Source organism: Salinibacterium sp. NG22, from assembly GCF_015864925.1.
In the GTDB taxonomy this organism is placed as follows: domain Bacteria; phylum Actinomycetota; class Actinomycetes; order Actinomycetales; family Microbacteriaceae; genus Rhodoglobus.
This window is the reverse complement of the sequence record NZ_JADYWG010000001.1, coordinates 539,756-563,657: the sequence shown is the minus strand read 5'-3', so window position 1 is coordinate 563,657 and position 23,902 is coordinate 539,756. Positions and strand designations below refer to the sequence as shown.

Here is a 23,902-nt window from a genome sequence, read left to right as displayed (position 1 = left end):
TTAGTGGTTTTGTGAATGGAGATCTGATGTCGATTTTTCTGAACGTTCTTGCGTCGAGCGAAGAGCTTGCGCCTCTCGTGCTGCCTGCTCTTGCTTTCCCGCTCATTGCAGCGGTCGTGTTGACCACCCTCGGTTTCGTCACGTGGAGCTTCCGTGATGTTGCGAACCGTCATGTGGCTAAGCCGGCGAAGGCTGGCGACGCTCACGGCGCAGGCCACTAAGGCCTTTTTGTGACCGCCGAGACGGCGCCACGGCGCGAACGCATCGGCATCATGGGTGGAACCTTCGATCCCATCCACAACGGCCACCTTGTTGCGGCCAGTGAAGCTCAGCTTCAGTTCGACCTCGATCAGGTTGTGTTTGTTCCCACGGGTAAGCCGTGGATGAAGGACACCGTAACGTCGGGGGAGCACCGCTACCTTATGACGGTCATTGCGACCGCAGCGAACCCCGGCTTCAACGTCAGCAGGGTCGACCTCGAGCGTGAAGGTGCGACCTACACGATCGACACCCTGCGCGACATGCGCAAGACCTATCCTGACGCCGACCTTTTCTTCATTACGGGCGCGGATGCCGTGGCTCAGATCATGGAATGGAAGGACGTTGACGAGGTCTGGACACTCGCCCATTTCATAGCAGTTTCACGGCCAGGACACGCCTTAACCATTAGTGGATTGCCTGAGCAGGGCGTAAGCTCGTTAGAAGTGCCGGCGCTTGCGATCTCATCTACCGATTGCCGAAACAGGGTCAGTCGGGGTTACCCGGTCTGGTATCTGGTTCCGGATGGTGTCGTTCAGTACATCGCCAAGCACCACCTATATCGGAGTATTTAATGACCACTTTTCACGATCCGCCGCCGCAGTCGCGACGTGCGGCGCGTCAGAGTGAGCGCACACACTCGTCCGACGAGCAGCCCACAGTTGAAGGATTCACCACCTTCCCGTCGCAAGCCGACGACACCGACACTTCTGACGTTAGCCACACACCTCGCAGTGCGCCCACCTCGCCGCCGGCAGCCCCGGTTTCGGCCCCTGTCGCACCGCCTGCCGCTTCTCAACCCGCCGCAGCCGCTTCATATCTGAATGCGCCACCGCCCGCTGTCAGCGGCCAGAACAATTCCGCTCTCGCACCGCCTGCGCCTTCTGTTCCTGCCGCGGCACCCGCAGCTTCCGCCGCTGCCGACGTGAGCCAGTTGACGCGCCGTGAGTTGCGCGAACTGCGTGCTCGCGAAGAAGCCGCCAACGACACGACTGCTGCTCCCGTTGCTCCCGTCGTTCCACCGGCTCAGGCCGCGCCGACACAAGCTGCTGCACCTGCTGCACCTACTCAGTCGGCGCCTGCGCCTGCTGCCTCGACTCCGCCGGTTGCTCCTACTGTTTCGGCGCCGGCTTCAGACGCGGCACCAGCTGCCGCAGCACGTCCTAGCCTTGCCGATCTCGCTGCTGCCGCATCCGCTGCTGCCGTCGCTGAGTCAAAGCCGGCCAGAACAGCCGACGAACTCTCGTTCACGCCTGATGCTCAGGTCTACATTGAGCCGCCAGCACTGGTGGACCCTCTTGCTGTTGTTCCAGAAGCGGCCGCTGCGGCTCCCACGGATGCGCTTAGCGCCTTCGAGTCGCTCTTGGCCAACCCCGACGGTTCAGCCAAGGGCGCGCCAACTCCCGCAGCTCCACGGTCTCCGCTCGCAGATCTTCCTGCACCCAGCGGTGCTGCCGTACCGAGCGCGAGCGTTGCGGCTGACCCCGTCACCAAGGTGATGCCGGCTGCCACGCCCGAACAAGGTGCGAAGTCTGACTCGACTGCCACGACTGCGAAGCCTGAACAGTCGACGCGTCCCACCGTTGAAGGCCTTCTCGGGTTCGACGCAGCGCCAGCGGCTACGAAGCCGCAAGCGTCGTCGACCACGACCGGTTCGACTCAGACCACATTGAGCAATGCCCGAGCAGAGTTTGATGAGCTCGCGCGCAAACGTCTTGATGGCGACATAGCGGCACCAGTGGCGACGACGAAGCCCCCCATCGCTCCCGTTGCGAAGCCCACGACTGCTCCTGCTGCTCAAGCTCCTGCCGCACAAGCTCCGGCAGCTCCCGCTGCGGCGCCAGTTATTGCAGCCTCCGGTATTTCGATCGGACACTGGTCCAGTCAAGCAAAGGCTGACGACGAGACGAACAACGCGATCGTCACGCGCACCATTGGCAGCGGAAGCAGCGCAACCAACGCTCTTGTCTTGCCAGCGATTCCGTTTGCTACCGACATCCGTGGTCCGCTGACCTCGAGTGGCGAAGCGATGCTCACCGGCTCAATCGACCTCCCGAGCACTCTCTCGGCGAGCGGTGTTTCTGACCGCTTCGACAAGGGCGACATTGACTCTCTCCTGGATCTCAACGACAGCGACATGGTGTCGACTGATTCGGCGCCCGTGCGCGCGGTCAAGGCCGTCAGCACCTTCTCCAACCAGTCCGTTACGCAGACGCAGAAACCCAAGGGCACGCGTGCTTTGACGGTACTGCTCATCTCAGCAGCGTCGATGGCTGTTGTCGTGGCTGGGCTGCTCGTGGCGGCCTTCGCCTTCAACATGTTGTAGGTTTAACTCTTTGCCTTCAGCTTTTTTCCGATTAAGGATCCTGTGACTGCTTCTCCTCGTGCCAACGAGCTACTTTCCATCGTCGCGAATGCCGCCGACGCCAAGCAGGCGACGGATATGGTTGCGCTCGACGTCACCGGTCCCATGCCGTATGCCGATATTTTCTTCCTCGCGACCGGTCGCAACGAACGTAACGTTCAGTCGATCGCCTCCGAGATCGAAGAGAAGATGATCGCAGCTGGCGCTAAGCCATTGCGTCGCGAAGGCCGTGCTGAGGGTCGCTGGATCCTGCTCGACTTCGGCCACGTCGTTGCGCACATCTTCCATGAAGAAGACCGCCTCTACTACTCGCTCGAGCGCCTCTGGAGCGACTGCCCCGTCATCCCGATCACCATCACGCCTGTGGCAACAGACGCTGATGCTGATTCGGAGTAACAAACTTCACACTTCGTAACCCAATTTGTGTGGGTTGCACCGTGCTGGTTTGCTTGTTTTAGCCGGGCAGTTCGACCCCGGGGCGACTTTCACCAGTCACCTTCTCCCACTGGGGTTTCATGATTACGCTATCTTCCGTCACCAAGACCTTTGGTGATGCCGCGAATCCAGTTCGCGCCCTCGATGACGTGAGTCTCTCCGTCGCGAGCGGCGAGATCTTCGGAGTTATCGGCCAGAGCGGTGCGGGCAAGAGCACGCTCATCCGGACGGTCAATCTTCTTGAGCGTCCCGACTCGGGAACGGTCACCGTTGCTGACCGCGAACTCACCGCGCTCAGCGACCGCGAACTGCTTCAGGCCCGTCGCGAGATCGGCATGGTCTTCCAGCAGTTCAACCTGCTCGATAGCCGCACCGTTCGCGGAAACGTTGAACTCGCTCTTGAAATTGTGGGCGTTGAGCGTCGTCAGCGCACCGCACGCACCAATGAGATCCTCGAACTTGTTGGCCTTGAGCACAAAGCTCAGCAGTACCCGGCTCAGCTCTCGGGCGGTCAGAAGCAGCGCGTCGGTATCGCCCGGGCGTTGGCATCCCGCCCCCGGGTGTTGCTCAGCGATGAAGCGACCAGCGCACTCGACCCCGAAACCACCGACTCGATCCTGCAGTTGCTGCGCAGCCTCAACAAAGAGCTGGGGCTCACCATTTTGCTCATCACGCATGAGATGGATGTTGTCAAAAGCATCTGCGATTCTGCAGCACTCATGAGCGGTGGCCGCATTCTCGAACATGGCCGTTTGGTCGATTTGCTGAGCCAACCGGGCTCGCAGCTGGCTCGTGGGCTCTTTCCGCTTGGCGAATTGCCCGAAGGAACCTCCACCGTTATCGACGTCACGTTCGTGGGCCTGTCTTCTGAGCGCCCTGTCGTGGCCCAGCTGGCTAGAACCCATCACCTCGATGTTGGTCTGCTCGGCGCTGCGATGGAAACTATCGGAGGCGCACAGTCGGGTCGCACGCGCCTTGAACTACCCGGCACCATCGAGCAGCACACTGCTGCGATTGATGACCTGCGCGCTCAGGGCCTCGTTGTTGAGATTGTGAGGAGCGGACGATGATTGATTCCACTGCTCCCGGCTTCTGGTCGCAGCTGTTCGAAACGCTCCTGAAAGCAACGGGGGAGACCCTGTACCAAGTGGGCGTCACGATGCTCATCACACTCGTGATCGGGCTGGCGCTCGGAACGCTTCTGGTCGTCACCGACCGCGGCGGCATCCTCGAGCGTCCGTTCGGCAGCATTGTCGCCGGCCGCATCATTAACGCGGTCACCCAGACGGTCGTGAACCTGGGGCGCTCCATCCCGTTCATCATTTTGATGATCGCGCTCATTCCTTTCACCCGGCTTCTTCTCGGCTCGGCGTTTGGTGTTACGGCCGCGATTGTGCCGCTGACCGTGGCGGCGATCCCGTTCTACGCCCGCATCGTCGAAATCTCGTTGCGCGAAGTAAACGAAGGGCTCGTTGAAGCGGGCCATTCGCTGGGAGCGACTCGCTGGCAGCTGGTATTGAAGGTAATCATTCCTGAGGCTGTTCCTGGCCTCATCCGTGGCTTTACAACGACAGTGGTGTCGATTGTGAACTACTCCGCCATTGTGGGCGCGATTGGTGGTGGAGGTCTGGGTGATGTTGCTATTCGCTACGGTCACCAGCGCTACAGCGTCATCCACATTGTGGCGGTCATCATCGTGTTGGTGGCGATTGTGCAGATCGTTCAAGTGGTCGGCGCGCGCCTGGCCAACCGAATGTCTCACCGCTGACGCGGTCGGCGGCTTACCCCCACGTAGTTCTCTTTTATCCCATCTGTTTGACCCTTCACCAAAGGATTAGTAATGTCACGCTCCAAATTCTTCTCACTCTCGACCGTTGCCGCCGCTGGCGTGCTCGCTCTCACTCTGGCCGGATGCTCGGCTCCCGCCGAAGAGGCCGCTCCGACTGATGGCACTCTCGGTTCATTGACCGTCGGCGCCACGGCGACACCGGCTGGCGAGATCGTTCAGTTCGTTATCGACAGCGGACAGGCTGAGGCTGCTGGCCTTGAACTCGACATCGTTGAGTTCACCGACTACACCACGCCCAACCCTGCGCTGAGCGAGGGCAGCCTCGACGTCAACCTGTTCCAGCACGCACCGTTCCTCGACCTGTACAACGAGAACACGGGTGACACCCTCGCCGTTGTTGGCCAGGTGTACCTCCCGCCGCTGGCGCTGTACTCGAAGACCGTTGACGAGCTCGCTGATCTGCCGGATGGCGCCAAGATCGCCCTGCCGAACGATGCCAGCAACGAGGGCCGTGCGCTTCTGTTGCTTGCGGAAGCCGGACTCATTGAGACCACGGATGCCCCGTCGACCGTGTCGGACATCACCGCGAACCCCAACGACTACAACTTCATCGAGATTGACGCAGCAAGCCTGCCGTCGGCTCTCGATGACCAGGACGCGGCGATCGTGAACTTCAACTACGCCGGCGCTGCTGGCCTCTCGGGTGACCTGCAGCTGGTCACCGAGGGCACCTCGAGCGTGTACTACAACGTGCTCGCCACCCGCGATGAGCTCACGAGTGACCCTCGCGTCACCACGCTCTACGAGCTGCTGACCTCGGACGAAACGAAGGCGTACATCAACGACTTCTACAACGGACTCGTTATCCCCGTTTCCTAGCCAGAGGCCAAATGCGCCTAGCGTAAGCGGCACTTCATGGTGAGAAGGGCGGCCAGCATCCATCGGGATGCTGGCCGCCCTTCACTCTTTCCCCACAATTTTCAGAGACAATTGGCTGGGAATCGCTCAGATGGTTCTGGATGCGCCAAGCGTGTAGTAATCTTGACAAGTTGCGTTTTCGAAAGAAAACAAAACAGATGGGTCCATGGCGCAGCCCGGTAGCGCACCTGCATGGCATGCAGGGGGTCAGGGGTTCGAATCCCCTTGGATCCACCATCTAGCCCCGCAATCGTAAAGATTGCGGGGCTTTTTTTGTTCCCGCCCGGCGCCTGATGCAGTGCGGCAACTCCCACGGCATCCGCGCAGCCGTTAGCCTGAGCGAGAACGATCTGGAGAGCGTCGCGCGAAGTAACCGCAGCCGGCGTGCATCCATCTGAACGTTGAGACGAATGGATTACGCGCCGATGCACGAAGTTACCTGCCCTCACTGTGGCAAAGCGTTCACGATAGATGAGGCAGGCTATGCCGACATCGTGAAGCAGATTCGCGACCGCGAGTTCGAGAGTGAACTGCACGAGCGACTGGAATCGGCCGAGGCAACGAAGAAGGCCGAGATCGAGCTAGCCGAGGCGAAGGTCGCGCGCGAGTTGCAGGCGGAGGCATCGAAGAAGGATGCCGCCATTCAGGAGTTGAAGGCGCAGCTGGATGCGGGCGCTGTTGCCCAGAAGCTCGCGGTGTCTGAAGCATTGAGTGCTGTGCAGACCGAGCGCGATTCTCTCGCGAATGAGCTTGAGAAGACTCAGCGAGAGCGCCAGGCTGCGACCGATCTCGCCGAGGCCAAGCGGGTCAATGAGCTGCAGAAGGCGACAGCCGAGAAGGAAGCCGAAATTCAGTTGCTGAAGTCGAAGCTTCAGGCAGCGGGCTCGGAGCAGCAGCTGGCGCTTTCTGCCGCGGTAGGCGCCGTGGAGAAGGAGCGCGACGGGCTCAAGGGCACCCTCGAGCGGGTGGAGCTGGAGAAGAAGCTCGCCGAGACGTCGATGAAAGACAAGTACGAGACCCAGATCAAGGATCGCGACGATGCGATTGAGCGACTGCGCGACATGAAAGCGCGGCTGTCGACCAAGATGATCGGTGAGACGCTCGAGATCCACTGTGAGACCACGTTCAACCAGATTCGAGCTACCGCATTTCCGCGCGCGTACTTCGAGAAAGACAATGACGCTCGCAGTGGCAGCAAGGGCGACTACATTTTCAAAGAAGCGGATGAATCGGGCACCGAAATCGTGTCGATCATGTTCGAAATGAAGAACGAAGCCGACACGACCGCGACCAAGAAACGCAACGAAGACTTCTTGAAAGAACTCGACAAGGATCGCAACGATAAGGGCTGTGAGTACGCGGTGCTGGTCTCGTTGCTTGAGCCCGAGAGTGAGCTCTATAACTCGGGCATCGTGGATGTCTCCCACCGCTACCCGAAGATGTACGTCGTTCGCCCTCAGTTCTTTATCCCGATCATCACGGTGCTCCGCAACGCGGCGCTCAACTCACTCACGTACAAGAACGAGCTCGCTCTGGTGAAGGCGCAGAGCATCGACGTCACGAACTTCGAAGAAGAGTTGGACTCCTTCAAGTCGGGCTTCGCGCGCAACTTTGATCTGGCATCCCGCAAGTTCCAGACTGCGATCGATGAGATCGACAAGTCGATCGATCACCTGCAGAAGACCAAGGATGCGCTGCTCGGCACCAACCGCAACCTGCGGCTTGCCAACGACAAGGCTCAAGACGTAACTATCAAGAAGCTGACGCGCGGCAACCCGACAATGGCCGAGAAGTTCTCCGACTTGGAAGGCCAAGCCGCTCCGAGTGCGGAGTAATCCCTTCAGCGCGATTAGTTGAGTCTCGACCGCTACTCTTATGGCATGGGGCAGACGATCGACTACATCGCGTTGACAGAGCGGATCGATCGAGCAGACCTCAAGAGATCCACCGCTGAGGCGCCGGAATCTCATAAATTCGATCGCGGCGCCTGGGGTGTGGTTGCGGCCCTCGTCGGCGTTCTGGTAGTGCTTCTGTCGGCATTTTTCGTAGGGATGGCCGTCCTGTTCGTAGCGGGCGAATCGCAATGGGAAACTCTGAGCTGGCGGCCATTCGTAGTTTTAGGACCGATCATCGCGCTCTTAGCCTTTGGGTACGTGCGCGCACTAATGGCGTTTCGCAACGTCCTGATCGAAGGGTTAACTGACGCGAAGCGGTACCGCCTGCGCCGGTTTGCATCGGCGAACGGGCTTATCTTCGATGTCGCTGGCAGCGATCCACTCCGTCCTGGGCTGCGATTCGGCGGAGGTATTTCGGTAACGCTGAGGGAGTATTTGCGCCCCAGCCAGGGAGAGTCGTTCGAATACGGCAACATGACCCGGCTCGACGCGCAAAGCTCTCATAAAAGCAGCAGCAGTGGCGGTGGTTACCTGGCCATCAAGCTCGAGACTTCACTGCCTCACATAGTGCTTGACGCCCGTCGGAACAACTCCCTCATCATGTTTAGCGCGCTTCGCCCTCTAGCCAAAGATCAAATTTTGAGTCTCGAGGGTGACTTCGATAAGTACTTCACGCTATATTGTCCAGTCGGATACGAGCGAGACGCCCTCTATATTTTCACGCCGGACCTGATGGCGCTTCTCATCGACCGGTCCGCAAGTTTCGATGTCGAGATTGTCGACAACTGGCTGTTCGTCTACCCTTCCGAAGAATTCGATTTGAGGAAGCCGGAACTGCATCGACAGCTCTTAGCGATCGTCGATGTGGTTGCCGCGAAGGCCATCAGTCAGACGAAGCGCTACCGGGATCCACGCCAGGAGTCGTTGCGCCCGCGCAGCGTTGCGTCAGGTGGTCGCCGCCTCATTGGAAGCGTTTCTATTCCGGGAGTGATCGTGATGGTCGGGTTAATCATCTATCCGTTTCTGATTATTGTCGTGACAGAATTCTGATTCTCATAGCTACGAACTAAAGCGTGCCGGTAAATGGGAATTAGGCGGTCGCTACCGGCGTCGTGGGCGCCGAAGCGGCTGGTTTGCGCACCCGCGCCTTGAACCACGCGGTGTCGGGAATGCGAGCGAGCAGGGGCCCGGCGATGATTGTCATGAGCACGTAGGCGGTGGCGAGAGGGGCGAGCATCGGTTCGATGCCGGCACCGACCGCGAGCCCCGCGATCACGATGGAGAACTCTCCACGCGGCGTGAGAGCCAATCCGGTGCGCCAGCGACCGGGCGCCGCAATTCCGGCGCGCTTCGCGGCCCGGTAGCCCGAGAACGCTTTTGTGCCGATGGTGAGCACGGCCAGAGCGAACGCAGGAAGCAGCACCGGGATGATGTCTGCCGGTGATGTTGAGATCCCAAAGAACACGAAGAAGACGGCAGCGAAGAGGTCGCGCAGGGGAGTGATGAGCTGGGCGGACTGATGCGCGACGGGCCCGGAGATGGCGATGCCAACGAGGAACGCACCAACCGCCGCTGAAACGTTCACTCCTTCGGCGAGGCCGGCGACGAGCATCGTAAGCCCGACAACGCCGAGCAGGAGTGCTTCCGCATTCTTGTCGGGGAGCAGCCGTGACAGGAAGCGTCCGTGGCGCAGCGCTACGTAGAGGATGGTGACGACAACAGCAACAGCGATCGCCACCGTGATGGCACCCTGCATGAGACCAGCGCCGATGACAAGAGCCGAAAGCACCGGCAGGTAGAAGGCCATGGCGAGGTCTTCCATCACCAGGATCGACAGAATTACCGGCGTCTCGCGGTTACCGAGACGCCCAAGATCGCGTACGACTTTGGCGATAACTCCGGATGATGACACCCAGGTCACTCCGGCGAGAGCAACGACGGCGGCCGGTTCCCAGCCCAACAGAATCGCAAACAGGGCACCGGGAATAGCGTTGAAGACGCCATCCAGAATTCCCGAAAGCCGCGAGGTCTTGAGGTTCGACATGAGTTCTTCGGCTGAGTATTCAAGGCCGAGCATGGCGAGCAGCAGAATCACGCCAATTTGTGATCCGACTTCGAAGAATTCTTCGCTGGCTTGCAACGGAAGGAGACCACCCTCACCGACGGCGAGACCGGCGAGAAGGTAAAGAGGGATCGCCGAAAACCCAAAGCGTGCGGCAACTCTGCCGAGCACACTGAGCACGAGCAGGAGAGCGCCAACCTCGATGAGTAGCTGCGTCGTCTCATGCATACGCAGCTCTTAGCTGGGGCCGTTATTGATGAGCTTGCCGAGGGCGTCGAGACCCTTGCGAGTACCGACAGCAACGATGACGTCACCAGACTCGAACACGACCTCGGGGCCGGGCGACGCGACAACATCGCTGCCACGCACGATGGCAACGATGGAGGCACTCGTGAGGGTGCGGGCTTTCATGGCGCCCATGGGGTGGCCGACGAAGCCGGAGCCATTGGGCAGCGAGATCTCTTCGGTGAAGAGCCCCTCGGCCTTCTCGCCGAGTGCAGACAGGCGGCTGAGCGTGAGCGACGACCCGAGAACTTCGGCGATGGCAGATGCTTCATCATCGCTCAACGAGATTGACGCCGCGTTCGAGTCAGGGTCATCCGCGTTGAAGAAAGCGAGATCGCGTTCTCCTGATCGCAGCGAAACTACGCTGACGCGGCATCCTGACGTGGTGATGACGTCATTACGCACACCAAAACCGGGAAGGTCAATTCGTTCGATTCTTACGCCCACGGTTCCAACTTACCAATTCACTAGTGGCCAATAGTCCAGCGAGAATCCTACGCCTCATTACGCTGATCCCCTACTATTCGGGAGACCCTGCCCGGGGGCGGGGTGCCGGAGGTGGCGGGATCTCTTTGGCGGCGATTACTTTCGCCAATTCAATCGTCTCGAGACCGCGATTGGTCGCAACCACGCAGTGGGTGTCGTCGGCGAGATGAAAGTAGCCGAGGGAGTCAGTGGCGCGGCCATCCTCAATCAGATGACGCACGACAACCCGCGTACCGCTCGCGGTCGCCTTCAGAAACTCGGCCGGGGTCACCATGAGCTCTTGTCGTAGTCCTTCAAGAAGATGCCAAAGAGATCTTCGCCGTCTTCGCCGCGCACGATCGGGTCATAGACCCGGGCCGCACCATCGACGAGGTCGAGCGGCGCATGAAAGCCCTCTTCTGCCAACCGCACCTTGGTCGGGTGGGGGCGCTCATCCGTAATCCAACCGGTGTCGACGCTCGTCATCAGAATGCCGTCGCTCTCAAACATTTCGCGCGAGCTTGTGCGGGTGAGCATGTTCACGGCTGCCTTCGCCATGTTGGTGTGCGGATGCCCCGGCCCCTTGTAACCGCGACCGAACACGCCTTCCATTGCCGACACATTCACAATGTATTTGCGTCGAGCAGTGGAGGCTGCCATCGAGGGACGCAGCATTGAGATCAGCACGAACGGCGCTGTGGTGTTCGCGAGCTGCACTTCGAGCATCTCGAGCGGGTCAACCTGGTCGACATGCTGGGTCCACGAGTTGATCGAGTCGAGGTCGGGAACGAGCCCGCCAGCATCAATCGCCGTGCCCGCAGCGAGGCGCTCAAGCGAACTCGAGCCAGCGGTCATCGCTTGCTCGGTAAGTTCTTCCGCCCGCGTCGCTGCTGCAGCCAAAATCGGGTGAGCCGACACGGACTGCGCGAGCGCCTGCGGATGCGGGTCGTTCGTGTGGCCAAAGGTCGTGAGCTCGGGCAACGGGCCATCGGGCAGCGGTGCCAGCTCGCCGTCGACGAGCGACTGGTAGGCACCGGGGGAGCGGCGCACCGTCTGAGTCGCATTGTTGATGAGAATGTCGAGCGGACCCTGGGCCGCAACCGACTCGGCGAGCCCGATCACTTGAGCGGGATCGCGGAGGTCGATTCCGACAACACGGAGCCGGTGCAGCCAGTCTGCCGAATCGGGCAAGCTCGAGAAGCGACGAACGGCATCCCGCGGAAAGCGGGTCGTGATCGTCGTGTGCGCGCCATCCCGCAGCAAACGCAACGCGATGTACATGCCGATCTTGGCGCGGCCGCCCGTGAGCAGGGCACGCTTGCCCGTGAGATCGGTGCGGGCGTCACGCTTGGCGTGGTTAAACGCTGCACAGCTAGGGCAGAGCTGGTGGTAAAACGAGTCAACGGTCGTATACGGCTGCTTGCAGATGTAGCAGGGGCGCGCCTTGATCAGCTCGCCCGCCGTCGGCGCTTCAGTATTCGTTGAAATCGGGATGCCGCGAGTCTCGTCATCGATGCGGTCGGCAGCGCCCGTGGCTGTTGCCGCAATCACCTCGCGGTCGGCATCGGCGATCGCGGCGCGCTTCTCAAGACGACGCTCCTTCTTGACGGCCTTGAACATGGCGGCGGTAGCGCGGCGCACCGTCACGAAGTCGGGGTGCTCCTCGTCCATGCCGGCCATCTGGCTGAGCACCTTGAGCGTGGTTTCAAGCTCACCCGGATCCACAACGGCGGGGTCATGTTCGGGGAGATCGCTGGAATTAAGCACACCCAATTCTACCCGCGCCGGCAGCCCCGTTTGGCTCGTACGGGAGCGTACGAGCCGTATGCTGGCGGAATGATCCTCAGCGTCGTGCTCGCCCTCGCCGGCTCCGTGTTTTACGGTGTCTCAGACTTCTTCGGAGGCTTGAGCACTCGACGCTTGCAGGTGGTGCCCGCAACCACGATCATCCACGTCTTCGCCACCGTCTCTCTCCTGATTGCGATGCTCTTCGTTCCCGTGAGCTTCGAGCCGGGTGCCCTGCTCTGGGGCGGAGTCTCCGGCGTGGCCGCCATCGTGGGGTTGCTCACCTTCTACGCTGCCCTCGCGGATGGCCCGATGAGCTTGGTCGCGCCATTGATTGCGGTTGTAGGCGCGGTGGTGCCGGTCGCGTTTGCGGTTATTGCTGGCGAACAACTCCCGGCGCAAGCGTGGATCGCCATAGTGCTCGCGCTCGTCAGTGCTCTTCTGGTGTCGGTCACTCGCTCAGATTCTGCTGCGCGGGTTCGCCCCCGCACCGTCGTGGTCAGCATTGTGTCCGGGGTCAGTCTCGGTGGTGCCCTCATTGCGCTTGACCATGCGCCAGAATCCGCGGGACTCGCTACCGTGGTCGTCGAGATTGTGGTTGGCCTTGCCGTGATGCTCCTGCTGCTTGCTTTCACCCGGGTGAGTGCTCCGCTGCGTGGCTTCTTCGCCCAGTTCGATCACCAGCCCGAGGGCGGGCCCGTCGTGAGCGTGAGCCGGGCGCGCATTCTTGCCGCCGCCGGTGGTGTGCTCGTTGGGGCATCCAATGCGTTCATTCTTTTTGCGCTTCAGGCGGGAAGCTTGGCGGTTGTTTCAGTGCTCGTGAGCCTGTATCCGCTCGCCACGATTGTGCTCGCACGCTTCACGCTGCACGAGAAGGTCAGCCGTATTCAGCTTCTCGGAATGCTGCTCGCCCTCGTCGCTTCGGTGATGCTCGCGCTCAGCTAGCGTGCTCAGAGGGTTGCTGACCCGGCTACGGTGGAACAATGGCCTCACTTCTGGATGCGCTTCCGACGCCCTTTGACGCAGACGCAACCTATGACGCTTTCGTCGGGTGGGCATCCGATCGCGGGTTGACTCTCTATCCCGCGCAGGATGAAGCCGTCATCGAACTCGTCTCGGGCGCGAACGTGATCCTCTCAACCCCCACGGGCACGGGCAAGTCTCTCGTCGCTATTGCCGCGCACGCCATCGCGCTGGCCCAGGGCCAACGCACGTTTTACACGGCCCCGATCAAGGCGCTGGTGAGTGAGAAGTTCTTCGCGCTCGTCGAGGTCTTCGGTGCCGAAAACGTCGGCATGGTCACCGGCGATTCATCCGTCAATGCCGATGCACCCATCATTTGCTGCACGGCAGAGATCCTCGCCAATCTTGCGCTGCGTGAAGGCGCGGATGCCCGGGTCGACCAGGTGGTGATGGATGAGTTCCATTTCTATGCCGACCCCGATCGCGGCTGGGCGTGGCAGGTGCCGCTGCTGATCTTGCCGAAGGTGCAGTTCGTGTTGATGTCGGCCACACTCGGCGACATGCAGCCGTTGGCGGATGACCTCAGCCGCCGCACCGGCCGCGAGACGAGCCTCATCACGGGTGTGGAACGCCCCGTTCCTCTGCACTACTCGTGGGCGCTCACCCCGATTCACGAGACGGTCGAAGATCTTCTCTCGACGGGCCAAGCCCCGATCTACATTGTTCATTTCTCGCAGGCCGCTGCGTTGGAACGTGCCCAAGCGATGACGAGCCTCAAGGTCGTGACACGCGAGCAACGCGACGAGATCGCTGATGCCATTGGTGACTTCCGCTTCACGACGGTGTTCGGTAAGACGCTGTCACGCCTCATCCGCTCGGGCATCGGTGTGCACCATGCCGGCATGCTGCCCAAGTACCGTCGCCTCGTCGAACAACTGGCTCAGCGCGGACTGCTGCGCGTCATTTGCGGAACCGACACTCTGGGTGTCGGCATCAACGTGCCCATCCGCACCGTTCTGCTCACCCAACTCACGAAGTACGACGGAACGCGGATGCGCCAGCTCACCGCGCGCGAATTCCACCAGATCGCGGGCCGAGCGGGCCGTGCCGGCTTCGACACCGCCGGAACAGTGGTCGCTCAAGCCCCCGAGCACGAATCTGACAACGCCAAGATGGTGGCCAAAGCGGGGGACGACCCCAAGAAGCTGCGCAAGCTCGTGCGTAAGAAGGCTCCCGACGGGTTCGTGACCTGGAGCGAAGCGAGCTTCAACCGCATGATCGCGGCCGAGCCGGAACAGCTCACGAGCAACATGCGCATGAACCACGCCATGATCCTTAACGTGATCGCCCGCGGGGGAGATGTGTTCTCGAACGTGCGCACTCTCGTAGAAGACAACCACGAACCCCGCACCAAGCAACGTGAACTGGCGAAGCAAGCGCTGGCGATCTACCGCACCCTGCGCACCGCCGAGATTGTCGAAGAACACCGCGTCTCCGACACCATGATCGTGGATGGCGAAGAAGTCGAGAGCTTCGACGAACGTATTGAGATTCGACTGACCGTCGACCTGCAGGCGAACTTCGCTCTCAACCAACCCCTCTCGCCGTTTGCCGTGGCATCCTTCGACCTGCTCGACAAGGAATCACCCACGTATGCGCTGGACATGATTTCGGTACTCGAAGCAACGCTCGATAACCCGCGACCGATTCTGTCGCAGCAGCAGTTCATGGCCCGGGGTGAAGCCGTCGCGGCGATGAAGGCCGAAGGCATCGAGTATGACCAGCGCATGGAACTGCTCGAAGAAGTCACCTGGCCCAAGCCGCTCGAAGAGTTGCTCACGGCGGCGTTCGACATGTACAGCGCGAGCCAGCCCTGGATCGGCGACTTCGAACTCAGCCCCAAGACTGTCGTGCGCGACCTCTACGAACGAGCCATGACCTTCGCCGACTTTGTTGGCTTCTACGGTCTTGCGCGCAGCGAAGGTCTGGTGCTGCGCTATCTGTCCGATGCCTACCGAGCAACACGTCAAACGATTCCGGATGACGCCAAAACCGACGAACTTCTCGACCTCATCGAGTGGCTCGGCGAACTGGTGCGCCAGGTCGACTCGAGCCTCATCGACGAGTGGGAAGCCATGACAGCGGGGGTCGACTCCGCCACCAGCGGCGAGCCCGTGCTGCCGCCGACCCCGGCATCCGTTGTCACGAATGGTCGGGCCTTCCGGGTGCTCGTGCGCAACGAAATGTTCCGCCGTGTGCAGCTGGCGGCCCGCGACGATGCGGTCGCTCTTGGCGAGCTGGATGCCGCAGCCGGCTTCGATGAGGAGGCCTGGGGTCAGGCACTCGACCGCTACTTCGACGAGCACGACACCCTCTCGGTGGCGGGCGACGCGCGCGGCCCCGCCATGATCGCCATCACCGAGGAGCCGGGCCAGTGGCACGTGCGTCAGATCATTGAAGACCCCGCGGGCAACCACGACTGGGCGATTACGGCGACGGTTGACCTCGCCGAATCTGCCGTTGAGGGTATTGCTGTGGTTCGCGTGACGGGATTCACTCGCCTTGATTAGCCGCGGCTCGGCATATTCGCGCCCAGATCGGTGTTGAATTCTTCTATGCTCCGCAATCAGCGTTTCGTTCTCGTTGTCGCGATTCTCGCGTCCTTTGTAGCGTTTCTCGACGGCTCTGTCATTAACGTTGCCCTTCCGGCGATCAGTGCTGAGTTGGGCGGTGGGCTGAGCACGCAGCAGTGGGTTGTCGATGCGTATCTCATTACGCTCGGTTCGCTCATTCTGTTGGCGGGGTCACTCTCCGACGTTTTCGGCCGCATCGTGATTGTGCGCGTCGGGCTTATCGGATTTGGGGTGGCGTCGCTGTTGATCGCGGTCGCGCCGACGGCAGAATTTCTGATTGCGTTCCGTGGACTGCAAGGGGTGGCTGGAGCCTTGTTAGTTCCGAGTTCGCTGGCGCTCATCATGTCGTCGTTCCGGGGTGCTGCTCAGGCGCACGCGATTGGCCAATGGACCGCGTGGACGAGCGCCGCCTTTCTCGTCGGGCCCGTTCTCGGTGGACTCTTCGTCGACCTTCTGAGCTGGCGCCTTGTCTTCGCGATCAATGTAATCCCGATTGCCGTCACCCTCTGGATGATCGTGTTGCTCGGTCACAAAGACGAACGTAAGGCCAATACCCGCATCGATTACCTGGGTGCAGTGTTGGGAATCGTCGGTCTCGGCGGCCCCGTCTTCGCGCTCATCGAGCAAGGGAACTACGGCTGGGGGAGCCCCGTCGTGTTCGTACCTCTCGTGGTCGGCATCCTGAGCCTTGTCGCTTTCGTGTTCTGGCAGAGCAGGGCGCCGCAGCCCATGTTGCCTCTCGAGCTGTTCCGCCACCGCAATTTCAGTATGGGCAATATCGCCACGATGTTCATTTACGGTGGGCTGGCGCTCGGCGGTTTCATCGTCGTCATCTACCTGCAAGAAGTGGCGGGCTACTCGGCCACTTTTGCGGCGCTGGCCTTCTTGCCATCGTCGATCGGCATCATCCTGCTTTCTTCCTACTTTGGGCGGCTCAGCGGCCGGTATGGGCCTCGCTGGTTCATGACGCTCGGGCCGCTCTTGGGTGCCAGCGGCTACATCACGTTCTTGGGGATGGGAGAGACGGTGAACTACTTCACCGAGGTCTTGCCGGGCGTGCTTCTCTTCGCCGTGGGCATGTCGATGACCGTTGCTCCACTCACGTCAGCGATCTTGGGGGCGATCTCCGCGGAACAGGCCGGCATCGGTTCTGCCGTCAACAATGCCGTGTCCCGCATCGCTGGGCTCATCACCGTCGCCCTCATCGGTGTGATCGTCGTGGGGCCGCTTGCTCCCGAAAACTTTCACCGGGTTGTCATCGTGATGGCATCGCTGCTGTTCGCCGGGGCGCTGGTGTCGTTCCTAGGCATCCGCAATGCCTCTTCGGTAGATCCTGCGATTCCGGATGCCGCTCCGCCGCTGTCCTGAGGCCGCTCTGCGGTTCGGTTGCTCTGCTGTTCGGCGGCTCAGCCGAGCGCGTTAGCTGAGCTGCGGTGCCGACAGCAACAAGAGCACCACGCTAATCAGCGCCGCGGCGATGCTGAGGCGAAACAGCATCCGCTTCATGATGTTGCGGGCGATGAGCGTCAGGCTCACGACGGCAATCGCGAGGATCGCGGCGACGCCGAGATAGCCGACGATGGTGGGTGGTGTGCCCGGTCCGAACACAATGGTGAGCGATGCGGCCACGAGGCTGACCGCAATGATGATTCCGGATGCTCGGGAGCCAAGGTAGTGCGGCAACCCCCGCACACCGGTCTCCCGATCATCCTCCAAATCCGGAAGCACGTTGCTGAAGTGCGCGGCCACGCCGAGCAGCGAGCCGGCGGCGATCACCCACGCCGCTGCGAGGTGCGGCGGTTGCGCGGCCAGTGTCACGATGGCGGGCAGGGCTCCGAAGCCGGTGATGTACGGCACGACGGAGGCAGCCGTCGACTTCAGTCCGAGGTTGTAGAACCAGCCGCTGGCGAGAAAGACGGCATGGGCGAGAGCGGCGAGCGGGCCAAGAGTCAACGACAGACCGACGGATGCCACTGCCGAGACGATGGCAATGGTCGCCACGAGTCGTGTCGACACTTCGCCGCTCGCGATGGGTTTGTCTGTGCGTCCGGTGCGGCGATCGCGGGCGACATCAAGCCAGTCGTTGGAGAGTCCAACGGAGATCTGGTTGAGCAGAATCATGACCGTCACTACAGCAACGCGCCAGCCGTCGAGGCCGGCACCCCACGCCAACGCGCACGCAATGAGGGTTACGGCAACGGTGGGTCCAGGGTGGGTGGACCGGGCAAGGGCGCGCAACATGAGGCAAGAGTAACGTTTGGCACGAGTCGTGATGCTTACTCACAGACATTGTGTCCTATGTTGATCCTGTGAGTGATGTTTTTGATGCTTCGGTGCTCGCCGCCAAGCTGCCAGGTACGTGGGCGATTGCGGCGACCAATTTTCCGATGTGGCTCGATGGCACCCGTCATAATCCTGAGTTCACCTATGAGCCTGCAGAGGGCGAAGAGCTCACGCTTTCCGACACAGTCAGCTACACCACCCGTTCCGGCGAAACGAAGACAATCGTGGGCACAGACCGGCTGCTGGGCGACGAATTTGTGTGGCGCGGTCAGGGCTGGCTCAAAGTGTTGACGAGCCGCTGGCAGGTAGTCGGGGCCGATGACGCTTTCGACACCGTTGTGTTGCGGTTCTCGCGGTCGAGGCTTACCCCGTCGGGGATCGACATCATTACGCGCAAAAATGTCGAGGTGCCCGACGTGCGCACGACGGTCGCCCATGCAACAGACGAGTTTGGCCTCACCGCCGAAGATTTCGCCTCCCTCACGTGGCTTTCTTAACCTCGGTTTTCTGATCCCGGGTACCATCGCAGCATGACGAGTGCGCGCCGACTTCCTGCGTTTGCGGTCGCACTTGCTGTCGCCGTCGCGCTCGTCGGCTGCACGGCCACCACGCAATCTGCCGTCGTGCCAGCACCGACCTTTGCGCCGCGTGCGGATCCGGTGCAGGCCGATCCGATTGCGCAGTATGCCCGCGATCGTCTCTCCACGATGACGGTGAGGCAAAAAGTCTTGAGCATGCTCATGGTGCACATTCCGGGAGTGTCTCCGGCCGAGCGGATCAGCGCGGAGTTCGCGGATGTCGGTGGCTTCATCCTGATGGGCGACAACATCCCGAGCACGCTCAGCCAGCTCACCGCGGACACCGCAGCACTCAGTGACGAGGCTGGCTTGCCAGTATTGGTCGCCACCGACCAGGAGGGCGGCATCGTGCGTCGCGTTCCGACGGATGATGCGGCATCGGCCAATGAACTGCGCGATCGTGACCCGCAAGCCACCTTCGACGCCTTTGCCCAACGCGGCGCCCTGCTCGAGTCGGTGGGGGTATCAGTCAACTTCGGAATCGTTGCCGATGTGGCAAGCGACCAATCAAGCTTTATCTACGAACGCTCGTTTGGCGGCACGGGGGCGGATGCCGGGGCTCGCGTCGCCGAGGCGGTGGAGGGTGAATCTCCGATTCTTTCCACTCTCAAACACTTTCCGGGTCACGGGGCAGCGGCGGGGGACTCACACTCGAGTATTCCGACGACTGCGCTGTCATTTGACGACTGGAAATCCACTCACGCGGTGCCGTTCGAAGACGGCATCGCCGCCGGCGCACCGCTCGTGATGTTTGGGCACCTTCAGTTCACCGCGGTTGACCCGGAGCCGGCCACCTTTTCGGCACGCTGGCATGACATCCTGCGCGACGATCTGGGGTTTGACGGGGTGTCAATCACCGATGACATGGGCATGCTCGAGCGCTCCGGAGTAGCGGAATATTCCGACCAGATCGCTAACGCGGTGCGCGCTATCGGGGCGGGCAACACGATGCTCCTGTATGTCGGCGCTGTTGATGCTTCCGGCATCGTGACGGCCGTGTCGCACGCTATTGATGAGGGTGAACTCGACGAAGCTGTCATCGACGAGGCTGCGCTGAAGCTACTCGAATTGCGCCGCGGCCTATCGGGCGAGACCGGTCGCTTCGTACACTGTCTCGCTGACTGCGTCACGATCGCAGGCTGACGAACGACGCTCGCCGGCTCAATTGCTAGCCGGTTGGCTTGTCGCCGACGATTTCTTCGTGCACGCGACGAACATCCTCCAGTAGTGAACCGATCAAGATCCAGTGCTGCGGATGCGGTGTCAACACCGTGAGCGGAGCGGTGAGCGTGAGTAATTCCCGCGTCGGAGGCGCGGTTTCTCGCTCGCTCGGGGAACGGCCACGCAGCCGCAGGTCGTGGGCGGCGCGTTCGAGCTCGCCCGCGATGGAGAGCGCAACGGGGTCGGTCGCGAGGTCGGAGTCGTAGCGGTCGTGAATGGCACGCGCCATCCCGAGCGTTCGTGTCACAAGCACGGTGAGCATCGCGAAGAGCTCCCGGTCGCGGTGCAGCATCCGGTGGTGTTTGCTGCGCCGGGGATTCAACGTCAGGCTGTCCGCACCCTTGCGCAGGGCGGCGGCGGCGGCGTCGCGAAGCTCTTTGAGGTGGCGTGAGTCGGCAAGCAAAACATCGAGTTCGGCATCCGTTTTTGGTGAGCGTAGTGCGGAAGCGAGGGATTCCAGCGCAGCGGCGGTGTGCTTCGTGAGCAGTGACACCGCAGTGTGCGCGGGGCTCACGATGACGGGCGCAACAATCGCAAGGTTCACGATGAGACCGATCATGGCACCGATGATCGTCTCGATTATGCGATCAACGGCATATTCAGCATTCTGGCCACCCAGCGCAATCACGAGCATGGCACTGATGGGAATCTGGTTGGCAGACCCCGCACTGAGTTTCAACGCCCACGCGAGCACCACTGCAAGCACGATCACCATCAGGATGACCCAGCTGGAGTCTCCGAAGAGTTGCCCGGCCCCGAGAGCGATAACGACTCCCGCGACCACACCGATACTGCGCTCGAGGCCCTTTTCGATCGACTGCGTGACGCTGGGCTGCACCACAAGCAGCGCCGCGATCGCGGCGAAAATGGGAAGCGGTTGTTGCACGACGAAGCCCGCTACAAGCCACGCAATAATTGCTGCGACAGATGTTTTAACTACCTGCAGCAGCGGAGAACGACGTGCAATAACAAGCGTCGTTACAAACTTCACCGGGGCATCTTTGCTTCCGAAATTGCATCGGCGGCGCGCACGAGTGCCAAGTGGCTGAGTGCTTGAGGGGTGTTTCCCGCCTGGCGGTTGTTCACGGTGTCGTATTCCTCGCTGATGAGTCCGACGTCGTTCGCAAAGCCGACGAGACGATCCATGAGAGTCGTCGCATCATCCATCCGGCCGGAGGAGGCGTACTGCTCAACCAACCAGAAGGAACACGTGAGGAACGGGTTTTCGCCATCAGGCAACCCGTCGACGCCACTTTCGGTGAGGTAGCGCAACACGAGCCCATCGGAGAGCAGCTCTTCTTCAATCGCAGCGACTGTTCCCAGCATGCGGGGGTCATCAGCGGCAAGGTAGCCGACCTGGGGGAGTTGCAGTAGCGACGCATCGACTCCGGTGCCACCGTAATACTGCGTGTAGGTGCCGCGTTCGGCATCCCAGCCTTCGCGCTCGATTTCTTGGTGAATCTCTTCGCGGATCTCTTTCCACGTCTCAATGGGGCCATCGAGACCGAACTCTTCGACGGCAGTGATCGCGCAGTCCATCGCGGCCCACAGCATGACGCGAGAGTGAGTGAAGTGACGTTCTGGCCCGCGGATCTCCCAGATGCCGTTATCGGGGCGTTTCCAATTGTCTTGAACGTGAGACATGAGGGCACGCTGCAGGGGCCACGAAAAGTCGTTCTCGTGCACGCCGGAGCGTCGAGCAGCCTGAAGGGCCACCATAACTTCGCCAAAAACATCGCCTTGGAACTGGTCGAACGCGCCGTTGCCCACACGAACGGGCGACGCGCCCTCGTAGCCGGGCAGAGAGGTGAGTTCGCGCTCTTCGAGCCAACGTTCTCCCGACAGTCCGTACATAATTTGAACATCGGCGGGGTCACCAGCAATGGCGCGGAGCAACCACCGGCGCCAGTCTTCGGCCTCGGAAACATAACCGTGGTCGAGCAGAACGTGAAGAGTCAGTGCCGCGTCGCGGAGCCAGACGTAGCGGTAGTCCCAGTTGCGGGTGCCGCCGAACCACTCCGGGAGACTGGTCGTCGCCGCAGCCACGATTCCGCCGGTGTCTTCGTGGGTGAGCACGCGGAGAACCAGTAGCGATCGTTTGACGATCTCGCGATACTGTTCCGTCGGCTCGCAATGAGCCGACCAGTTGAGCCACCACTGACTTGTGGTCTCGAGCACAGAATCCACGTTGACCTCGGCGGGTGGATTGCGGTGCGCGGGGTACCACGTCATGGTCAAGTCGCGAACCTCGCCAGCGCTCACGGTGAATTCACCACGGTGCGTGTGGTCTGACGCGTGCATCTCAACGCCGCGAGCAACGATGGCATCGGGACCAGCAACGCCGATGATGGCGTGACCGCCCGATTCGGGCGCTTGGTGCAGCCACGGCAAAGCGGTGGCGTAGCCAAAGCGAATCAACAGTTCTGCGTACATCTCCACGCTGCCGCGGATTCCGCGCACGCGGCGGATGACATCGGCCCGCCGGTTGCCGTGCGGCATGAAGTCAGTGACTTCAACTTCGCCGTCTTCCGTCACCCAGTTGGTGACGAGGATGAAGGTGTTGTCTTGGTACTTGCGCGTGGTCGTGACGGTAGCGGGAGCATCCACGCTCGCCCGCGGAGCCACTAACCAGCGGCCATGGTCCTCGTTGCCAAGCAACGCTCCAAACATCGATGCGGAGTCGAATCTCGGAAAGCACAGCCAGTCAATACTGCCGTCTTTTCCGATGAGGGCAGCAGTCTGACAGTCGCCGATGAGGGCATAGTCTTCGATAGGTAACGCCATTGTTCAATCATTGCAGCGTAAAAGGCCGTGACCCTGTACATCGGTGCATCGTGCGCCAAATTTAACAAAAAATGTGACGTTAGTCGTTGATGAGACCGAGTTCACGCAGCTCAATAGCAAGGCGTGCACCGTCTGGCGCAAAACGCCACGGGATCGAGGACGTGTCTTCGTCCTCTGCCGACCGGCTACGTCCACCGGCGAGAACTGCTTCACCGGTCGAGAGCTGGCGGATGGCGACGGCGGAGACGTTGTCGGGATGACTACGAGCGAATTCGCCATAGATCTCTTCGTCATGTTGGCCATCGTCGCCTACAAGGAGCCACTTCACGTTCGGAAACTCTGCGGCTAGACGTCGCAGCTCGGCACGTTTGTGCTCAGCGCCGCTGCGGAACCAACGATCGTGGGTTGGCCCCCAGTCGGTGAGCAGCATTGCTCCGCGCGGGTAGAGATTGCGCCGAAGAAAGCGAGTGAGAGTTGGGGCCACATTCCACGCGCCGGTCGAGAGATAAATCACGGGAGCGATGGGGTTCGCGCGAGCGATCCTGTCGTACAGCACGGCCATGCCCGCTACCGGGCGTCGGGCGTGTTCGTCGAGCACGAAGGTGTTCCAGGCGGCGAGAAGCGGGCGAGGAAGCGCGGTAACCATGACGGTGTCATCGACGTCAGAGATCACGCCGAAAGTCGACTGGGGGTCCACTACGAAGATGTGGGCGGTCGCGGGCTCCGCACCAGCGGAATCAAGGGTGGCGGTCTGCCAGCCGGGGCTGAGGGTGGCACTAATTTGAGTATCAATAACGCCACCGCGGCTCGGGGTGACTTCCACTTTCGTTCCGCCGATGGTCACGGTGACGACTTCGTCATCAACGGGGATGCTGAAGAAACTGCGCCAGCCACGTACTTTCTCGGCGCGCTTCTTTGATGTCTCGGTTCCTCGAGTCAGCACTACACGGCACAGCACTCGGGCCCAGCCGGGAGCACCATAACTGCTGTACGGGATGATCGTGGTGGTGAGGCCGCGCTTGCGACCACGACGTTCGCGCCACCGGTGAAACGAATCCTCGATGCGGGCGGCTCGATGAAGGAACTCGCCCGCCGTTTTCGACGGAGTGCTGGATGTGCTGGTTCGAGCCATTACTCCAGCCTAGGGCGACTGGTGGTCATCCGGGGTGCACATGCGTTCGCT

Annotated in this window: 22 protein-coding genes and 1 tRNA gene; 15 read left to right on the top strand and 8 right to left on the bottom strand. The window is 61.2% G+C overall.

The features are described from left to right. Positions 1-26: 26 nt before the first annotated feature. From I6E81_RS02730 to I6E81_RS02685, 10 genes are all read left to right on the top strand, one after another. Positions 27-221 (top strand): hypothetical protein, encoded by a 195-nt coding sequence (locus I6E81_RS02730; protein ID WP_197105876.1) that lies wholly within the window; start codon positions 27-29, stop codon positions 219-221. A 9-nt stretch (positions 222-230) separates the two neighbouring features. Continuing rightward, complete coding sequence (nadD, locus tag I6E81_RS02725; RefSeq protein ID WP_197105875.1) at positions 231-833, top strand: nicotinate-nucleotide adenylyltransferase; 603 nt, start codon at positions 231-233, stop codon at positions 831-833. Further along, entirely contained in the window at positions 833-2,584 is a 1,752-nt protein-coding gene (locus I6E81_RS02720) for a hypothetical protein (protein ID WP_197105874.1), read from the top strand. Before nadD ends, I6E81_RS02720 begins: the two co-directional genes overlap by 1 nt. Before the next feature lie 42 nt (positions 2,585-2,626). Beyond that, positions 2,627-3,019, top strand: coding sequence for a ribosome silencing factor (gene rsfS, locus I6E81_RS02715; protein ID WP_197105873.1), 393 nt, complete (start codon positions 2,627-2,629; stop codon positions 3,017-3,019). Between the two features lie 119 nt (positions 3,020-3,138). Continuing rightward, positions 3,139-4,128 carry a methionine ABC transporter ATP-binding protein gene (locus I6E81_RS02710; protein ID WP_197105872.1) on the top strand — a complete coding sequence of 330 codons (990 nt, stop codon included), beginning with the start codon at positions 3,139-3,141 and terminating at the stop codon, positions 4,126-4,128. After that, positions 4,125-4,826, top strand: coding sequence for a methionine ABC transporter permease (locus I6E81_RS02705; RefSeq protein WP_197105871.1), 702 nt, complete (start codon positions 4,125-4,127; stop codon positions 4,824-4,826). The genes I6E81_RS02710 and I6E81_RS02705 overlap by 4 nt, the downstream gene beginning before the upstream one ends. Positions 4,827-4,898: 72 nt before the next feature. After that, on the top strand, positions 4,899-5,726 hold the full coding sequence (locus I6E81_RS02700) for a MetQ/NlpA family ABC transporter substrate-binding protein (RefSeq protein WP_197105870.1): 828 nt from the start codon (positions 4,899-4,901) through the stop codon (positions 5,724-5,726). Between the two features lie 199 nt (positions 5,727-5,925). Further along, positions 5,926-6,002, top strand: a tRNA-Ala gene (locus I6E81_RS02695). Between the two features lie 173 nt (positions 6,003-6,175). Then, positions 6,176-7,600 (top strand): DUF2130 domain-containing protein, encoded by a 1,425-nt coding sequence (locus I6E81_RS02690; protein WP_255528999.1) that lies wholly within the window; start codon positions 6,176-6,178, stop codon positions 7,598-7,600. Between the two features lie 45 nt (positions 7,601-7,645). Next, positions 7,646-8,710 carry a hypothetical protein gene (locus I6E81_RS02685; protein ID WP_197105869.1) on the top strand — a complete coding sequence of 355 codons (1,065 nt, stop codon included), beginning with the start codon at positions 7,646-7,648 and terminating at the stop codon, positions 8,708-8,710. A gap of 40 nt (positions 8,711-8,750) precedes the next feature. Here the strand turns inward: I6E81_RS02685 and I6E81_RS02680 are convergent, their stop codons facing one another. From I6E81_RS02680 to I6E81_RS02665, 4 genes are all read right to left on the bottom strand, one after another. Beyond that, positions 8,751-9,950: a cation:proton antiporter gene (locus tag I6E81_RS02680; protein ID WP_197105868.1), complete on the bottom strand. Its 1,200-nt coding sequence runs from the start codon at positions 9,948-9,950 to the stop codon at positions 8,751-8,753. Between the two features lie 9 nt (positions 9,951-9,959). Beyond that, on the bottom strand, positions 9,960-10,454 hold the full coding sequence (locus I6E81_RS14460; protein WP_197105867.1) for a cation:proton antiporter regulatory subunit: 495 nt from the start codon (positions 10,452-10,454) through the stop codon (positions 9,960-9,962). Between the two features lie 73 nt (positions 10,455-10,527). Beyond that, positions 10,528-10,767: a hypothetical protein gene (locus I6E81_RS02670; protein WP_197105866.1), complete on the bottom strand. Its 240-nt coding sequence runs from the start codon at positions 10,765-10,767 to the stop codon at positions 10,528-10,530. Then, positions 10,761-12,239 (bottom strand): SDR family oxidoreductase, encoded by a 1,479-nt coding sequence (locus tag I6E81_RS02665; protein ID WP_197105865.1) that lies wholly within the window; start codon positions 12,237-12,239, stop codon positions 10,761-10,763. The genes I6E81_RS02670 and I6E81_RS02665 overlap by 7 nt, the downstream gene beginning before the upstream one ends. Before the next feature lie 69 nt (positions 12,240-12,308). Here I6E81_RS02665 and I6E81_RS02660 point away from each other — a divergent pair, with 69 nt between their 5' ends. Genes I6E81_RS02660 through I6E81_RS02650 form a run of 3 tightly spaced genes read left to right on the top strand, consistent with a single transcriptional unit; the run spans position 12,309 to position 17,221 of the window. Next, on the top strand, positions 12,309-13,202 hold the full coding sequence (locus I6E81_RS02660; protein ID WP_197105864.1) for an EamA family transporter: 894 nt from the start codon (positions 12,309-12,311) through the stop codon (positions 13,200-13,202). 38 nt (positions 13,203-13,240) lie between these two features. Further along, positions 13,241-15,790, top strand: coding sequence for an RNA helicase (locus tag I6E81_RS02655; RefSeq protein WP_197105863.1), 2,550 nt, complete (start codon positions 13,241-13,243; stop codon positions 15,788-15,790). A 45-nt stretch (positions 15,791-15,835) separates the two neighbouring features. Beyond that, a complete protein-coding gene (locus I6E81_RS02650) occupies positions 15,836-17,221 on the top strand; it encodes a DHA2 family efflux MFS transporter permease subunit (RefSeq protein WP_197105862.1) in 1,386 nt (461 codons plus the stop codon). A gap of 51 nt (positions 17,222-17,272) precedes the next feature. Here I6E81_RS02650 and I6E81_RS02645 read toward each other — a convergent pair whose 3' ends face one another. Then, positions 17,273-18,094: a UbiA family prenyltransferase gene (locus I6E81_RS02645; protein WP_197105861.1), complete on the bottom strand. Its 822-nt coding sequence runs from the start codon at positions 18,092-18,094 to the stop codon at positions 17,273-17,275. Between the two features lie 68 nt (positions 18,095-18,162). On the opposite strand from I6E81_RS02645, the gene I6E81_RS02640 reads away from it, so the two are divergent. Both I6E81_RS02640 and I6E81_RS02635 read left to right on the top strand, forming a co-directional pair. Beyond that, positions 18,163-18,633, top strand: a complete 471-nt coding sequence (locus I6E81_RS02640) for a hypothetical protein (RefSeq protein WP_307783856.1) — start codon at positions 18,163-18,165, stop codon at positions 18,631-18,633. Positions 18,634-18,666: 33 nt separating this feature from the next. Then, on the top strand, positions 18,667-19,857 hold the full coding sequence (locus tag I6E81_RS02635) for a glycoside hydrolase family 3 N-terminal domain-containing protein (RefSeq protein WP_197105859.1): 1,191 nt from the start codon (positions 18,667-18,669) through the stop codon (positions 19,855-19,857). Between the two features lie 25 nt (positions 19,858-19,882). On the opposite strand, the gene I6E81_RS02630 is transcribed toward I6E81_RS02635, so the two are convergent. From I6E81_RS02630 to I6E81_RS02620, 3 genes are all read right to left on the bottom strand, one after another. After that, positions 19,883-20,926 carry an FUSC family protein gene (locus tag I6E81_RS02630; protein ID WP_197105858.1) on the bottom strand — a complete coding sequence of 348 codons (1,044 nt, stop codon included), beginning with the start codon at positions 20,924-20,926 and terminating at the stop codon, positions 19,883-19,885. Next, positions 20,923-22,719 (bottom strand): glycoside hydrolase family 15 protein, encoded by a 1,797-nt coding sequence (locus I6E81_RS02625; RefSeq protein ID WP_197105857.1) that lies wholly within the window; start codon positions 22,717-22,719, stop codon positions 20,923-20,925. The genes I6E81_RS02630 and I6E81_RS02625 overlap by 4 nt, the downstream gene beginning before the upstream one ends. A gap of 79 nt (positions 22,720-22,798) precedes the next feature. Continuing rightward, entirely contained in the window at positions 22,799-23,851 is a 1,053-nt protein-coding gene (locus I6E81_RS02620; protein ID WP_197105856.1) for an App1 family protein, read from the bottom strand. Between the last annotated feature and the right edge of the window lie 51 nt (positions 23,852-23,902).

Coding starts and splice junctions, on each gene's coding strand:
- I6E81_RS02730 (WP_197105876.1), top strand. CDS start 27: ATGTCGATTTTTCTGAACGTTCTTGCGTCGAGCGAAGAGCTTGCGCCT.
- I6E81_RS02720 (WP_197105874.1), top strand. CDS start 833: ATGACCACTTTTCACGATCCGCCGCCGCAGTCGCGACGTGCGGCGCGT.
- I6E81_RS02710 (WP_197105872.1), top strand. CDS start 3,139: ATGATTACGCTATCTTCCGTCACCAAGACCTTTGGTGATGCCGCGAAT.
- I6E81_RS02705 (WP_197105871.1), top strand. CDS start 4,125: ATGATTGATTCCACTGCTCCCGGCTTCTGGTCGCAGCTGTTCGAAACG.
- I6E81_RS02700 (WP_197105870.1), top strand. CDS start 4,899: ATGTCACGCTCCAAATTCTTCTCACTCTCGACCGTTGCCGCCGCTGGC.
- I6E81_RS02690 (WP_255528999.1), top strand. CDS start 6,176: ATGGATTACGCGCCGATGCACGAAGTTACCTGCCCTCACTGTGGCAAA.
- I6E81_RS02685 (WP_197105869.1), top strand. CDS start 7,646: ATGGGGCAGACGATCGACTACATCGCGTTGACAGAGCGGATCGATCGA.
- I6E81_RS02680 (WP_197105868.1), bottom strand. CDS start 9,950: ATGCATGAGACGACGCAGCTACTCATCGAGGTTGGCGCTCTCCTGCTC.
- I6E81_RS02670 (WP_197105866.1), bottom strand. CDS start 10,767: ATGGTGACCCCGGCCGAGTTTCTGAAGGCGACCGCGAGCGGTACGCGG.
- I6E81_RS02660 (WP_197105864.1), top strand. CDS start 12,309: ATGATCCTCAGCGTCGTGCTCGCCCTCGCCGGCTCCGTGTTTTACGGT.
- I6E81_RS02655 (WP_197105863.1), top strand. CDS start 13,241: ATGGCCTCACTTCTGGATGCGCTTCCGACGCCCTTTGACGCAGACGCA.
- I6E81_RS02650 (WP_197105862.1), top strand. CDS start 15,836: ATGCTCCGCAATCAGCGTTTCGTTCTCGTTGTCGCGATTCTCGCGTCC.
- I6E81_RS02645 (WP_197105861.1), bottom strand. CDS start 18,094: ATGTTGCGCGCCCTTGCCCGGTCCACCCACCCTGGACCCACCGTTGCC.
- I6E81_RS02635 (WP_197105859.1), top strand. CDS start 18,667: ATGACGAGTGCGCGCCGACTTCCTGCGTTTGCGGTCGCACTTGCTGTC.
- I6E81_RS02625 (WP_197105857.1), bottom strand. CDS start 22,719: ATGGCGTTACCTATCGAAGACTATGCCCTCATCGGCGACTGTCAGACT.
- I6E81_RS02620 (WP_197105856.1), bottom strand. CDS start 23,851: ATGGCTCGAACCAGCACATCCAGCACTCCGTCGAAAACGGCGGGCGAG.